The sequence below is a fragment of the Microcoleus sp. Pol12B5 genome, from assembly GCF_036701335.1.
Taxonomy (GTDB): Bacteria; Cyanobacteriota; Cyanobacteriia; order Cyanobacteriales; family Microcoleaceae; genus Microcoleus.
Window position 1 is genome coordinate 1 of the sequence record NZ_JAUBQQ010000033.1, and the last position, 14,580, is coordinate 14,580.

Below are 14,580 nucleotides of genomic sequence, written 5' to 3' on the forward strand. Positions count from 1 at the left end.
TTTTGTTACCTCTGTGGAAAAAATCCTGAAAGAATTTGGAGAAAACTATGTAATTAATTTTGTCTAGCTACTTAAAAGCCTCTAATCCTGCCCCCAACTCTCAGTACAAATTACTATTCTGCGTTCCAAAACTGCTAAACGTGTTTTAGACTGTGGGAGGCGAGCTGAGCCAAGGATATCACAGGGATGCCGCAAAATTTGTTGCAACAGGACGAAAATGCATTAGAAATTAAATCAGCTATCGCTGATTAATTGTATTAGCATTGTGGTTTTCTAGAGCAATCCTCCCCGCAACTACTTTAGTAGCAAAGGCTACTTTTTGAGTATAATTTTGTTGACATCTATCCATTATGAACAGGAAATCCCTGGCAATCCATTTAATGAATCGGCTGAGTTATCCTAAAAAATTTCTCCTGATCGGTTTTCTATTTGCAATACCCTTAACCTTGGTCATGTACCTGCTGATTTCCGAAATCAACAGCAAGGTCGATTTTACTCAAACAGAAATCTACGGTAATGAATACCTGCGATCGCTGCGCCATTTAAGGGAATACATACCGAAACTTCAACTGTTAAATTATCAGATTTTAAATCCTAACTTAAGCACTTCAGAATGCAGAAACAATTTAGAAGCCAAGATAAACAAAAACTTTCAAGCCCTAGGAAATACAGATATCCAGCTCGGAAACATATTAATGGCCAGTGAAAATTTTAATAAAATTTATCAAGATTGGCAAAATTTTAAACTTCGCCGCAGCCAGTGGAGTTTAGAAACTTACGATTTTGTCTATCAACGTTTAGCTACAGACATTGATAGACTGAGTGCTCGCGTCGGCGATACTTCCAATCTAATTTCAGACCCATATTTGGATACGTATTATTTAATAAATGCTACTTTGCGTCAGCTTCCCGAAATGGAAAAAATTTTGTCAGAGATTAGGCTTATTTCTCAAAAAATTAGCCTACTTGCCGATACTACACCAGAAGAAAGAGCGCAACTAATTACTCTTTCCAGCCGGTTGAGAGAAATCAATGATGATTTGGCAATTAATATGGAGGTAGCATTTAGCAATAATTATCAGGGTAATCTGCGCTCGGCATTAACAGAGGATTTAATAAAATTTAACTCTCTGGTTAAGCAGCTAACTAAGCAACTAGATCAAACAATATATCAAACTGTATCACTAAAATATTACGCCTACATCACTGGAAGTAATTTGGCTTTAAATGCAAGTTTTAAACTCGGAGATAAAACTGTAAATGAGTTAGATTTTATTCTTCAGCACCGGATTGATGCTTTTGATCATAGGAGAAAATCAATTTTTATTTTAGTGTTAATAATATTAACTCTCGTTATTTATCTCTTTGTGTGTTTTTACAAGACCGTTATGCAAACTGTATTTGTCCTTGACGAAGCTGCAAAAAAAATGGCAAGCGGCAATCTTGACCACAAAATTATTTTGGATAACAGAGATGAACTGGGGCAAGTTGTGGGTGCTTTGAACAAAATTGCCGATGCCTTAGTTGGTGCAAATCAAGAAATTACTATTCTCAACGATCGCCTAAAAGCTGAAAATATGCGAATGAGCGCTGAACTAGATGTTACTCGCAAGATTCAGCAGATGCTGCTGCCAAAAGACTTAGAACTCAATGAAGTTGTGGGGTTATATATTGCGGGATTTATGGAAGCTGCCGAGGAAGTAAGGGGCGACTATTATGACGTACTCCAACAAAAAGGTAGAGTGAAAATTGGCATTGGGGATGTGACGCGACACGGATTGGAGAGCGGCGTTTTAATGATTATGGTTCAAACGGCAGTGCGAACGTTGCTCGCCTACAATGAACCAGACCCAGTAAGATTTTTAAGTGCTATTAACAGTGTAATTTACGATAATGTGCAGCGCATGAAATCCGATAAAAACGCCACCCTTGCTTTGCTAGACTATGAGGAGGGGATGCTGAAGTTGAGTGGCCAGCATGAAGAAATGATTGTTGTGCGGTGTAACGGTTATGTCGAGCGGTTTGATACAATCGATTTGGGTTTCCCGATCGGGCTGGATATAGATATTGATGAATTTGTTGCTAAGAAAATTGTGCATTTGCGTTCAGGAGATGTGGTTGTACTATACACGGACGGGATTACGGAAGCTAAAAATATGGATAAAGTGCTTTATGGTTTAAAAAGGTTAATTGAGGTAATAGAGATTAATTGGCAGCGTTCGGCTGCCGAAATCAGGTACGCTGTAATTAAGGACGTGCGATCGCACATCGGCGAACAAAAAGTTTTTGACGACATCACATTGCTGGTACTCAAACAAAAATAACTACTTGCATATCCCTCCTAAAGTTTAAAATATATTCAGTGATCCCCGTCATTTCAAACTTTAGCTATTACATCGATATGACTCAGATTTTCGGCGATTTCATCGAGCAGCCGGCTAGCCAAGAATACTTAATAATGGGATTTTCTCCCAGTTCGGTTCCTCTCAAGCAGCGGTGGCGAAACAACGGTTTGTCGGCGGATTTTCTGGCTGACTACCTGACGACTTTTTTTCCGGGCAACCAAGATGAACCCGCGACAATAGAAAGACAAGCTGAAATAAAAAGCGCTGTTAGCTACATTGCCAACGAGTTATTGGAAAATGCCATGAAGTTTAATGATGAAACCTCGGAGTACCCGATCGCTATTAAACTGCAATTAGAGAGCGACGGAGTGATTTTCTCAGTTGCTAACAGCATCTCTCCCCAAGCGGTGGACAAGTTTCAGGATTATATTCACCAGTTGCTGACCTCCGAGCCAAGCGAACTTTACATTCAGCGGTTAGAAAAAAATGCTGCTGACGACAACTGTACCAATTCTGGATTGGGTTTGTTGACCATGCTCACCGATTATACCGCTAAACTTGGCTGGAAATTCCAGACCGTGCACAAAGACCCGGAAGTAATTGCGGTGACAACTATGGTGCAATTAACAGTATAAGCAACGCTAGCGATCGATAATATCGAAGGAACTTTTTTTTGTGGCTATGGAAATTTATACAGAAGATTACCAGATCTGTTACGATCCAGCAACGGCAACCGTGAGTTTTATTGGCTCTCTAAGGCTAAGCGGGCCTACAGAGTACGCGCCGATAGCGCAGTTGCTGACTCAGGTTGCCGACGTGGAACAGACAAAAATTACCCTGAATTTGGAGCAGTTAGAATTTTTGAACAGTTCTGGCATCAATATGCTATCGAAGTTTATTATCCATGTACGCAAAACAGCCAGGGTGCAAATGGCGGTACAAGGCTCTCAAAGCATAGGTTGGCACGGTAAATCTTTGAGAAATTTCCAGCGCCTGATGCCTGGTTTACAGTTGGAATTTCTCTAGAAATACGATAACTTTTAGGGTGCGAGATGTTGAGAAATTTTTTGTTAGTCAAGGCGCAGATTCTCGAGTTATGCTGGAAGAACAACCATCTAGAGAACAGCTACTTTTAGAGATAGAAAGATTGCGCCAGCAAGTGGAAGACTTGAAGGAGGAAAAAGCGGATCTGGAAATCTTGCTGGAAACTACTGCTCAACATTCCGATACGGTTGAAACAGAGTTGCGATCGCGCGCATTCGAGGCGGTGCGCGAAGGCGAAATCAAGCTGGCTCAATTTCTCGAAGCGATTCCCATAGGTGTGCTCGTGCTGGATTCTCAAGGCAAACCTTACTACGTAAATCACGCCGGAGAGCAGTTACTCGGTCAAGGAGTTTTGCCCTTGAATTCTGTTGAGGATTTGTCCGAAACTTATCAAATTTATATTGCGGGAACTGAGACTATTTACCCTTTCGAGAATTTGCCGATCGTTCGAGCTTTGAGGGGCGAAAACGCGACGGCTGAAAATCTGGAGATTCATCAATCCCACAAGAAAGTTCCCCTGGAGATTTGGGGAACGCCAATTTTTGACGAGGGTGGCAAAGTTGCTTTTGCGATCGCAGTTTTTCAAGATGTCACTGAACGCAAAGAAGCTGAAGCGGATCGCCATTTATTTATTAAGAAACTATTTGATCTTAATCAAAATTTGGAAAAATCCCTGGATGCAGAATCAGACTTAACTGATGCCTATGGGCGATTTGTGCCTCACCAATTTCTAAATCTGTTGGGATATGAAAGTATTATAGATGTCAATTTAGGCGATCAAGTGCAGCAGGAAATGTCGGTGCTATTTTCGGATATTCGCGATTTCACGACGCTTTCAGAAACTATGGATCCCCAAGAAAATTTTAATTTTATCAATGCTTACCTTTCGCGGATGGAGCCTGCGATTACTGGCAATAACGGGTTTATTGACAAATACATCGGCGATGCAATTATGGCTTTGTTTAGTGACTTTGCAGATGATGCAGTCAAAGCGGGTATTGCAATGCTAAATATCCTGAAAAATTATAACGAATACCGTCAAGGCGTCGGCTACATCCCGATTCAAATTGGAATTGGCATTAATTCGGGTTCTTTGATGCTGGGGACAGTCGGGGGTACAAGCCGAATGGACAGCACTGTGATTAGCGATGCTGTTAATTTAGCATCTCGCATTGAAGGATTGACCAAAGATTACGGCGTACCTCTGTTAATTTCTCAGCAGACTTTGGAACGGTTGCGAAATCCCACCGATTATGCTATTAGAATTGTGGATAAAGTACAGGTAAAGGGAAAATCTCAATATGTGGTAGTTTATGAGGTATTTGATGCAGATCCGCCGGAAAGTTTGTCGGCAAAGCTAGCAAATTTGTCTGTGTATAATGAAGCTATGTTACTGTGCGATCGCAAGGACTTCCGAGAAGCGGGAAAATTATTTGAAGAGTGTTTGCGAACCAATCCAAGCGATCATGTAGCTCGCATTTACCTGAAACGCTGTCGGGATTGGCGATCGCTCCTCAAAGGAATTTAAAGCAAGCTAGTCTATTTGAGATTTGAGATTGACTCCATATAGCAATCCTCGCATCACCTGTGAATTTCTTACTTTCTCCCTGCAGGTTCGGGGAGAGTTGGGGTGGGTGAAAAATTTACGACTCCTGTAAAGATTGATATATATCTTGAGAGTGATGACTGACCTATGGAATCTGTCAAAGGTGTAAAATATAAACAGCTTTATAGCTGTTACTTCTGAGGCTTCTCAAAATAGAACGGCTGAGGGCGGAACAGCCAGCGATCAGTAATTTGGTGCGAGAACGGCGGCCAGCGCTGAACCTGTCTCAGAAAAAGTTGGCGGATGAATTAGGGATGACCTTTTCCACGATTAATCGTTGGAAAAAGGGACACGCTACGACTTCTCGCTTGCCACTCAAGCAAATTTACATATTGCTGGATGAGTTAGGTGATTCGCCAGATGCAACGGCGAATGCAGTAAGGCACAGCGAGCAAGATATTTTTCGGATAAGGAGTAAAAAGGGTGAGTGTAGAGGGAATCAACAGCATTTTCAGAGATATTCGACTACTTCCCTATGGTGTGGCCACCCTCTCCGTGGCTCTGGCACTGGCGCTAACCCGATCGCTTTTACCGTGGATCTACCCAACCACGACACCCCTGTTTTTCATCGCGGTGATAGTGAGTACCTGGTATGGCAGTTTCGGGGCTGGGTTACTGGCAACAATTTTATCCACGCTGGCAATTAACTATTTTTTTATTGAGCCGTTCTATTCCTTACAGATAGTTAATGTAGAGACAATTCTTCGGATTGGTATGTTTTTGCTCGCGGCAGGATTGATCGCTTCACTCAATCAATCGTGGCGCACTGCTATAAAAAACGCGAAAGCAGCCTTGCAAAATTTACAGCAGTCAATGGAAGTAGAACAACAGGTGCGGGGCCAAGTAGCACAAACTGCGGTGACTGAGGCAAAAGAACAACTAGAAACGGTACTTTCTACCATCAACGATGGGTTTTACATCCTCGATCGCGATTGGCGCTACACCTATGCCAACGATCGCTACTGTGAAATGGTTGGAATGCCCCGGTCAGCGATTCTGGGTCAGAACGTTTGGGAGTTATTTCCGGCAGCCGTTGACACCGATGCTTATGTGCAGTTTCATCGGGCAATGCGCGAACAAACGCCACTCCAGTTTGATTATCTGTACTCACCTTGCAAGGGTTGGCATGACCATCGAATTTACCCTTCGCCCAGTGGACTGACCGTTTTGCTTGCTGACATTACCGATCGCAAACAGGCGGAACTCCTCCTAATCGAGCAGACACGACTGCTGGAGTCGATCGCATTCGGGCAGCCACTAGACGACTGTCTGGCAGCCGTGTGTGACTCAGTATCCAGGCTGAATCCGGGTACCCGCGCCTGCTTCCTGCTAGCCGATGCTCAGCGGCTGACGTTTAAGAGATCAATTACTCCAGACTTTCCAGCGTCTTTTGGTGAAGGACTCCAAGATGCTCCGATTAACGATTTGTGCATTGGAACCTGTGGCGAAGCAGTGTATAGCGGTCAGCCCGTGACCTGCGCCGACATTGCCAACGACGATCGCTGGTCGCAAGCATGGCGAAATTTATGCGTGGCTCATGGCATTCTAGCCTGTCATTCTCAGCCCGTGTTCAGGCACGACAATCTACCTATGGGGTCGCTGATGCTGTGCTTTAGCGAGGCGCGGATGCCGACTGATTGGGAACATAAACTCGCGGAGTTCGGCACCCAAGTTGCCAGCATCGTCTTTGAGCGCGATCGATCGTTCCAGGCGTTGCGCGAGAGCGAAGAACTGCTCCGATTGGCTTCCGAAGGCGGCAATTTGGGTTTGTGGTATTGGGATATGGAAACAGACACGCTGAGTTTGACGGACATAGCCAAAGCGATGTTTGGTTTACCCATCAATACCGCAATGTCCATGAAGGTGTTTTTAGAAGCGGTGCATCACGACGATCGCCCATTCGTTCACACCGTGATCACGGAGCTAAAAGCGAATCAACCGCATACTGAAATTGAGTATCGGACGCTGTGGGCAGATGGCACCGTTCGTTGGATTTTGGCAAAGGGCGATTGCGCCTACAACGCTGATGGCGTCAGAATTTCGACGCGCGGCGTATTAATCGACATCAGCGATCGCAAACAAGCCGAAGAAGCCTTGCGTCAAAGCGAAGAGCAGAGTCGCAACATTCTAGAGAGTATTGATGATGGATTCTTTTCCCTTGATGAGAATTGGCGTTTCACTTACGTGAATCGGTCAGCGGAAATTCTGCTAGACCGCACTCCGGGCGCTCTGATTGGGAAGAATTTTTGGGAAGAATTCTCAGGACTCAAGGGCAGCGAGTTTGAGCGGGTTCATCGGCGCGTGGCAAACGAGCGCGTGGCTTTGTCAGTCACGGCGTTTTATCCCGATCACGATCGGTGGTATGAGGTTCGCACCTACCCTGCCGCCAACGGGATTACCATTTATTTCCGAAATGTCACCGATCAAAAACTGGCCGAGGAGGTATTGCAACAACGAGAAGCAGAACTTCGTTTAGTCACCAATGCCGTGCCTGCCTTGATTTCCTTTGTAGACTCAGACCAGCGCTATCGCTTCAACAATCGAGCATATGAAGAATGGTTTGGACATCCGGCAGCGCAAATTTATGGCAAGCACCTTCAACAGGTTTTAGGGGAAACTGGCTATCAAGGGATTCGTCCTTATGTTGAGCAAGTCTTGGCAGGACAGGAAGTGACCTTTGAAAGCCAAATTCCCTACAAAGATGGTGGAACCCGTTATATCAATGCGACCTATGTTCCCCGCTTCAATAGCCAGGGAAAAGTTGAAGGGTTTGTAGCACTGGTCAACGATATCACCGATCGCAAACAAGCCGAAGCCACACTACGGGAGAGTGAGGCAAGGTTCCGGCTGATGGCAGATGCCGCCCCTGTGCTGATTTGGATGTCGGGCATCGATAAACTCTGTTATTACTTCAACCTCCCGTGGCTCAACTTTACCGGACGGACGATCGAGCAAGAAAGGGGCAATGGTTGGGCACAAGGAGTCCACCCCGACGACCTCGATCGGTGTTTAAACACCTATGTGACTGCCTTTGATGCCCGTCAACCGTTCAAGATGGACTATCGCTTGAAACGCTGTGATGGCATATACCGTTGGGTTATGGATGAAGCTGTTCCTCGCTACGGATTGGAAGATGAGTTCTTGGGCTACATCGGCTCCTGTGTTGATATTGAAGACCACAAACAAGCTGAGGAAGCCCTGCGCGAGAGTGAATCCCGCCTCCGTCTGATCATTGAAAGCGCCAAAGATTATGCCATCTTCACCATCGACCTTAACGGCATCATTGCCAGTTGGAACTCAGGGGCAGAAAGGTTGTTGGGCTATACCGAGACAGAAGCAATTGGTTGCTCGAGTCAGATGATCTTCACACCCGAAGATAACGAACAAGGACAAGCCGAGTACCAGAGGCAAACGGCTCTACTGCAAGGACGGGCCGAAGACGAACGCTGGCACGTCCGCAAAGATGGGAATCGCTTTTGGGCCAGTGGATTGATGATGCCCCTGCTTAACGAAGCGGATTGTCCGCAGGGATTTGTCAAAATAATGCAGGACAAGACCGCACAACGGCAAGCGAGTGAGCGACTGCAATTACTGTATGAAACTACCCGCGATCTGATGCAGACAGAACAGCCTCTGGCTTTGATGGACACGCTATTCCGCAAACTTGCAGTGCAACTCGATCTGCACTCTTACTACAACTTTATGGTGGAAGAAAAAGACAACCGCCGGATGTTGCATTTGAGAAACTATGAGGGCATCTCTGAAGAAAGGGCGCAGGCGATCGCATGGATCGATTTAGGGGAATATCTCTGTGGACTGGTTGCCCAAACGCAGCAGCAACTTGTCTTGAATCAAGCCGAACTCTCTACTCATCCGAATGCTAAAGCCGTCTCTGAACTGGGCATGACGGCTTACGTGGGTCAACCGTTAATTGCTCAAGGGCGGTTATTAGGGACGCTCTCATTTGCCAGTTTGACTCGGACGCACTTCACGCCTGCTGAAATCGAGCTGCTGGGCTCTATCTGTGACCAAATCGCGATCGCTCTGGAACGGGCAAACCTGAACGATTCACTCCAGCAGCAAGCGGAACAGCTAAGACAGGCAAATCGGATCAAGGATGAGTTTTTAGCGGTACTATCCCATGAATTGCGATCGCCCCTCAATCCGATCCTGGGGTGGACAAAGCTGCTGCAAACTGGCAAGCTGGATGCGGCCAAAACTGCACAGGCGTTAGCCACAATCGAACGCAATGCCAAGCTGCAAACTGAATTGATTGAAGATTTGCTTGATGTCTCGAAAATTCTCCAAGGCAAGCTCAGTCTTAATATTCGTCCAGTCGATTTAGCTTTAACTGTGGAATCGGCGATCGAAACTGTCAATTTGGCTGCTGTTGCCAAATCCATTGATATTCGGACTGTGTTAGATCCTCAGATTGGACAAATTTTGGGGGATTCGGGCCGTTTGCAGCAGATTGTCTGGAATCTTGTTTCCAATGCGGTCAAATTTACTTCAGCCGGGGGGCGCGTTGAGGTGAATTTGACTCGTGTTGGCAATCAGGCTCAAATTACGGTGGCGGATACAGGGATTGGTATCGCACCGGAGTTTTTACCCTACGTGTTTGACTACTTCCGGCAAAAAGATGGCGCTACAACCCGCAACTTTGGTGGCTTGGGATTGGGGCTGGCGATCGTGCGGCATCTAGTGGAACTTCACGGCGGTACCGTTGGGGCCGAGAGCCCCGGTGAAGGGTTAGGGGCAACCTTTACCGTAAGACTGCCTCTATCAGGGAAGGTAAGACAAGAAAACTCTCTTGCAAGACTTTCGGAACGATCGACTGCGGATGAACCGTTATCCGGGATGCGGATACTTGTGGTAGATGATGAGCCGGATATGCGAGAGTTGATTTCTTTTTTGCTAGAAGATGCAGGTGCAGAGGTACTGACTGTTGCTGTCCCTCAAGAAGCCGTCACAGCCTTGACTAATTTCCAGCCAGATGTCCTGTTGAGCGACATTGGTATGCCGGGGATGGATGGCTATATGCTGTTGCGGCAAGTGCGAGCTCTGTCGCCAGAACGGGGTGGGCTGATTCCCGCGATCGCCCTGACTGCCTATGCGGGCGAGTTTAATCAACAGCAAGCTTTGCAAGCTGGATTTCAGCGACATCTGGCCAAGCCGATCGAACCGGATGAATTAATTAAGACGATCGCCGCACTTCTTAGCAAGAATACTCATGGCCCGGCCAGCTATAAAAATTGAGCCGAAGGATCTCAAACCGATCGAACCTCATCAAGATTTGAATTTGCTCTGGTTAGGCAGCGATATTTGTATTACAGGAGAATCTATCAATAAATCCGGTTTCTAGTCTAACAGTGCGTAAGTCCTGATAATATAATCAGTAATTTGGAGTGTCAAAAAAAGACGATGAGAATTAACAAGCAGCAGCCGAGAATACATATAAAACCTTCAGTGATTAAAGCGATAGCCCTATTCTTTATGTGCTGCTTGTTAACTGCAAGTTGCGGACAGGGATCACGTCGATCGGTGAATGTGAGCGGCGAAAATGCTAATAACCGCGTTACTATTGGCACAACCTTGAAACTGCGGACGCTCGACCCTGCGGACGGTTACGAAACCTTATCAGGACAATTGCTGCGAAATTTGGGCGACACTCTCTACACCTACGAGTCTGGAACTACAAAGTTAATCCCCCACTTAGCGACAGCGATGCCAAAAGTTAGCCAAGACGGATTGACATATACCATCCCCTTGCGTCAAGGCGTTATTTTTCACGACGACACACCGTTTAACGCCGCAGCAATGGAATTTTCCTTGCAGCGGTTTATCAAAAATGGTGGCAGTCCGGCTATGTTGTTGAGCGATGCAGTAGAATCGGTAAAAGCCACGGGCGAATACGAATTAACTTTTCAACTCAAAAAGCCTTTTTCTGCTTTTCCTTCCCTGTTGACATTTTCCGGTATGTGTGCTGTTTCTCCGAAAGCATACGAGATTGGACAGGGTAAATTTAAACCCGATACGTTTGTGGGAACTGGACGTTACAAGCTGGCGAAGTACGGCAGCGATTCTGTCAAGTTTGACGTGTTTGACAAGTATTGGGGGGAAAAGCCGGTTAATCAAGGAATTGACATTTTGCTGCTTTCTAGTTCGTCAAATTTGTTCAATACTTTTCAGACTGGTGCCGTTGATGTGGCTTATTTGTCTCTGGATGCAGACCAAGTTCAAAGCTTGGACGAGGGAGCAAAAAAAGGGAAATGGCAGGAAATCGCGGGGGAAAGCAGTACGGTTAATTACATAACGCTGAATACCAAGTCTAAACCGCTGGACAAGTTAGAAGTCAGACAGGCTATCGCAGCAGTGATGGATCGCCCGGTGATTAACGAGCGCGTACTGCGGGGACAAGCACAACCGCTTTACAGTCTGATTCCCACAAACTTCGACGTTCAAAAACCGGTTTTTAAAGAACTCTACGGTGATGCCAACACGACAAAGGCTAAGGAACTTTTAACGAAAGCGGGATACTCTGCCACCAATCCTTTCGTTCTGCCAATTTGGTATGCTTCATCTTCCACAAAACGAGCTTTAGTGGTGAGCATGATGGAGGCGCAAGCTAAACTCAAAATGGACGGGATAATGAAGGTAGAAATTAACAGCGTGGAATCTCCGACTTTGTTTCAAAACATAGAGAAGGGAATTTATCCTGCGGTTTTAGTGGATTGGTCCGCCGACTTTTTTGACGCTGACAATTACATCCACCCGTTTTTAGATTGTGCGACAGGTTCCGAGGCTGAGGGCTGCTCCAAGGGTCAAAGTCAAGGTCAGGGTTCGTTTTATTATAGCGATCGAGTAAATGAACTGATCGAGAAGCAACGAAAAGAAGCAAATCCTGAAACCCGCAAAGCCCTGTTTGCCGAAATTCAAGACATACTGGGTAAAGATGTACCTTTCATCCCTCTTTGGCAGGATAAGGACTATACGTTTGCTCAGAACAGCATTACGGGCGTTCGTCTCGAACCGACGCAATCTTTTCCTTTTTGGTTCCTGAAAAAGCAATAATTCGTTACAATAATAGAGGGGAGTTGAAACGTCAATAATTATTGCATATTTTGTACACAATAGGGTGATGATTGTCACAGTTTATCAAAGAGACTGATCACCCAACCCTCTTTAATAATGTGGGATATTGTTAAGAGAGAGATATTGCTGAGGGTGGGTATATGAAACTTGGAATTTTAACAACAACAGGGCTGCTGATTGCGATCGGTTGTGCATCCGGAGTAAAGGCAGAAAACGTATCACACGTCAAGCAACTCTTAGAAACTAAAAAATGTAGCCAATGTGACTTGACAGGAGCGCAGCTTGCTGGTATCGATTTAACTGGCGCAGATTTGAGCGGAGCGAATCTGAGAGGTGCAAATTTGAACGGTGCAAATTTGAACGAAGCCAAACTGAATGAAGCAAATCTGAAACAAGCTAAATTGCAAGGTGCGAGTTTAATTGCGGCTAAAATGCACGGGGCTAATTTGGAGGGTGCTGATTTGAGCCGCGCTAATCTGAGTTTGGCGGGTTTAGTGATTGCGAGTTTGAAAAATACTAACCTCACCAGCGCTAATTTAATCGGCGCCAATTTAGAAAGCGCCAATTTGGCGGGTGCAAACTTGAGAAATGCTCGCCAGTCAGTTGCGAATTTATCTAATATCAGCCTCAGAGGTGGCAGTTTGTCGGGAATAGACGTACAGGGAGTCAACTTGCGGGATGCAAATTTGACCAATGCAAATTTGAACGGTGCAAATTTGAACGGTTCAGACTTGACAGGTGCTAATTTAAAGAATGCCAATATGGCAAATGTAGATTTAGAAAACGCTTCTTTGCCGTAGGACGATCGCCAATTGCTATATCAAATTCTGGTGCTTAACAAAGTTAATATAATAAGATAGGGGCAATTCTGAAATTGCCCCTACAGTTTTAATTGCAGGATTTATCTTGTTTCCGGTCGCTGCGTAGGTCAATAGATTTTAGATTTTAGATTAAAGAGTTGAAGCATTGACCCCACGGATAAATTCGGGGGGCAAGTTTCATCGGATACAGGTTTTTTATTTCTGGACGGATGAATCCGGGGGCTTGTATCCTGGATGCTTTCGGTCATTGTTCGGTGTGCGAAGCTTTTCCCTGGTGTCTGCGATTGCGCTTCATATTTGGATCTAGGATCAATCTTCCTCGTGAGAATCTTGGGCGAAGCGGATAATGTCATCATCGCCGAGGTATTCACCATTTTGGATTTCAATCATCACCAGGGGAATAACGCCTGGATTTTCTACGCGGTGAGCAGTATTCATGGGAACGTAGGTTGACTGTTTCTGCATGAGAATCGTCTCTTTGTCGTCGCAGATAACTTTAGCGGTACCGGAGACGACAACCCAGTGCTCGCTGCGGTGATAGTGCATTTGGGTGCTGATGTGATGCCCCGGCTTGACTTCAATGCGATTGATCTTATAACGATCGCCCGCGTCTATGACTGTAACTTGACCCCAGTAGCGGGTTTGTGTGCGATCGTCAATTTTTTCGATTGTGTCCACTGTTTCCACCATCCTGTTTATCTCGCCAACGGTGTCTGTAAAAATATCTTTAGTTCAAAGTATAGCAAGGATTGGCTAAGTGCGATGGATTTAAACATTACTCAATTAGTCGCCACTCGCGAGCATCAATAAATTGAGACAAATGCCCCACATTTGTCGTGGCAATTACCACCTGATTTCCTTCACTTGCCTCCAATATTGCTTGAGCCGCCAAAATCACATCCCCGTCAAGTGCATGGGCTTCTGCGGTTGGTCTTCCTCTCATTCTCGCTTGCGCGCACAACTGAGCGGCCAAAAGCATTACTTCTGTAGTCAAAGGACGGTATGTAAATTGTAATTTCAGTTCATCAAGCCGTTGAATACCTGGTAATTTACCTGCGCGGATCAACTCACGTCGCACTTCGTAGTCAGCAATTTCAGGCACAATTATTATTTCGCCCCTCCGCATTAAAGAGTTTAGCCAAACTTTGCACTCTTGAATTTCAGCAGAGGATGCTTTAGGGTTTGTCACCATTCCTAATGGGCCAGAGTCGAGAATTATTACTCTACTCATGGGAATAATGGCCGATTAGAAAGGCGGTCTTCATCTAAAGCTTTACGGAGATATTCAGCGGTTTCTGTTTGTTCTTGTTCATCTCCCTCCTCTATCCATGAATTGATTAAATCAATTGCACCTTTATTTCTTTGTATCCGTTCCTCCAGCGACAGTTTAGTAATGTCTATTTTCTCAGGTGTGGGAATCTCCTCGGACAATACGGGCTTTACTGTCACCGTTTCCATAAATAAGCGCATCATCTGAAGTAAATTCGGCCAATATTCTCTGGGAGTTTGCTGAATTACGCGGAGAAATTCCGCGATGGGCTGGCTTAAGGGGCGATCGCTTTCTTGGTCTTCAAACGTAGGAGTTTCGGGCGCGGATTTTACTGTCCCTTGGCTTTCGCTGCTTATAACTTGTTCTGACATAATTACTTTTTTCCTTTATCTCATTTACTCA

At 45.4% G+C, this 14,580-nt stretch carries 10 protein-coding genes and 1 pseudogene; 8 read left to right on the forward strand and 3 right to left on the reverse strand.

What is annotated here, in order from left to right; genetic code table 11:
* The first annotated feature begins 350 nt into the window (after positions 1-350).
* From QUA24_RS15685 to QUA24_RS15720, 8 genes and pseudogenes are all read left to right on the forward strand, one after another.
* A complete protein-coding gene (locus tag QUA24_RS15685; protein ID WP_333230673.1) occupies positions 351-2,324 on the forward strand; it encodes a PP2C family protein-serine/threonine phosphatase in 1,974 nt (657 codons plus the stop codon).
* A 77-nt stretch (positions 2,325-2,401) separates the two neighbouring features.
* Complete coding sequence (locus QUA24_RS15690; RefSeq protein WP_333230674.1) at positions 2,402-2,980, forward strand: DUF6272 family protein; 579 nt, start codon at positions 2,402-2,404, stop codon at positions 2,978-2,980.
* A 46-nt stretch (positions 2,981-3,026) separates the two neighbouring features.
* Complete coding sequence (locus tag QUA24_RS15695; protein WP_333230675.1) at positions 3,027-3,371, forward strand: slr1659 superfamily regulator; 345 nt, start codon at positions 3,027-3,029, stop codon at positions 3,369-3,371.
* Between the two features lie 70 nt (positions 3,372-3,441).
* The gene (locus tag QUA24_RS15700) at positions 3,442-4,917 is read left to right on the forward strand and encodes an adenylate/guanylate cyclase domain-containing protein (protein WP_333230676.1); all 1,476 of its coding nucleotides are present in this window, start codon (positions 3,442-3,444) and stop codon (positions 4,915-4,917) included.
* A gap of 272 nt (positions 4,918-5,189) precedes the next feature.
* Positions 5,190-5,288 (forward strand): annotated as a pseudogene (locus QUA24_RS15705) (helix-turn-helix domain-containing protein); the annotation flags it as partial.
* A 130-nt stretch (positions 5,289-5,418) separates the two neighbouring features.
* Positions 5,419-10,251, forward strand: coding sequence for a PAS domain S-box protein (locus QUA24_RS15710; RefSeq protein ID WP_333230677.1), 4,833 nt, complete (start codon positions 5,419-5,421; stop codon positions 10,249-10,251).
* Between the two features lie 165 nt (positions 10,252-10,416).
* Positions 10,417-12,066: an ABC transporter substrate-binding protein gene (locus QUA24_RS15715; RefSeq protein ID WP_333230678.1), complete on the forward strand. Its 1,650-nt coding sequence runs from the start codon at positions 10,417-10,419 to the stop codon at positions 12,064-12,066.
* A 161-nt stretch (positions 12,067-12,227) separates the two neighbouring features.
* A complete protein-coding gene (locus tag QUA24_RS15720) occupies positions 12,228-12,887 on the forward strand; it encodes a pentapeptide repeat-containing protein (RefSeq protein ID WP_333230679.1) in 660 nt (219 codons plus the stop codon).
* Positions 12,888-13,217: 330 nt separating this feature from the next.
* Here QUA24_RS15720 and QUA24_RS15725 read toward each other — a convergent pair whose 3' ends face one another.
* The 3 genes from QUA24_RS15725 to QUA24_RS15735 all read right to left on the reverse strand — a co-directional run bounded on the left by QUA24_RS15725 (position 13,218) and on the right by QUA24_RS15735 (position 14,549).
* A complete protein-coding gene (locus QUA24_RS15725; RefSeq protein WP_333165736.1) occupies positions 13,218-13,598 on the reverse strand; it encodes a cupin domain-containing protein in 381 nt (126 codons plus the stop codon).
* Positions 13,599-13,683: 85 nt separating this feature from the next.
* Positions 13,684-14,139: a nucleic acid-binding protein gene (locus QUA24_RS15730; protein ID WP_333230680.1), complete on the reverse strand. Its 456-nt coding sequence runs from the start codon at positions 14,137-14,139 to the stop codon at positions 13,684-13,686.
* Positions 14,136-14,549, reverse strand: coding sequence for a hypothetical protein (locus QUA24_RS15735; RefSeq protein ID WP_333230681.1), 414 nt, complete (start codon positions 14,547-14,549; stop codon positions 14,136-14,138). The genes QUA24_RS15730 and QUA24_RS15735 overlap by 4 nt, the downstream gene beginning before the upstream one ends.
* Between the last annotated feature and the right edge of the window lie 31 nt (positions 14,550-14,580).

Coding starts and splice junctions, on each gene's coding strand:
- QUA24_RS15720 (WP_333230679.1), top strand. CDS start 12,228: ATGAAACTTGGAATTTTAACAACAACAGGGCTGCTGATTGCGATCGGT.
- QUA24_RS15700 (WP_333230676.1), top strand. CDS start 3,442: ATGCTGGAAGAACAACCATCTAGAGAACAGCTACTTTTAGAGATAGAA.
- QUA24_RS15715 (WP_333230678.1), top strand. CDS start 10,417: ATGAGAATTAACAAGCAGCAGCCGAGAATACATATAAAACCTTCAGTG.
- QUA24_RS15730 (WP_333230680.1), bottom strand. CDS start 14,139: ATGAGTAGAGTAATAATTCTCGACTCTGGCCCATTAGGAATGGTGACA.
- QUA24_RS15695 (WP_333230675.1), top strand. CDS start 3,027: ATGGAAATTTATACAGAAGATTACCAGATCTGTTACGATCCAGCAACG.
- QUA24_RS15690 (WP_333230674.1), top strand. CDS start 2,402: ATGACTCAGATTTTCGGCGATTTCATCGAGCAGCCGGCTAGCCAAGAA.
- QUA24_RS15685 (WP_333230673.1), top strand. CDS start 351: ATGAACAGGAAATCCCTGGCAATCCATTTAATGAATCGGCTGAGTTAT.
- QUA24_RS15735 (WP_333230681.1), bottom strand. CDS start 14,549: ATGTCAGAACAAGTTATAAGCAGCGAAAGCCAAGGGACAGTAAAATCC.
- QUA24_RS15725 (WP_333165736.1), bottom strand. CDS start 13,598: ATGGTGGAAACAGTGGACACAATCGAAAAAATTGACGATCGCACACAA.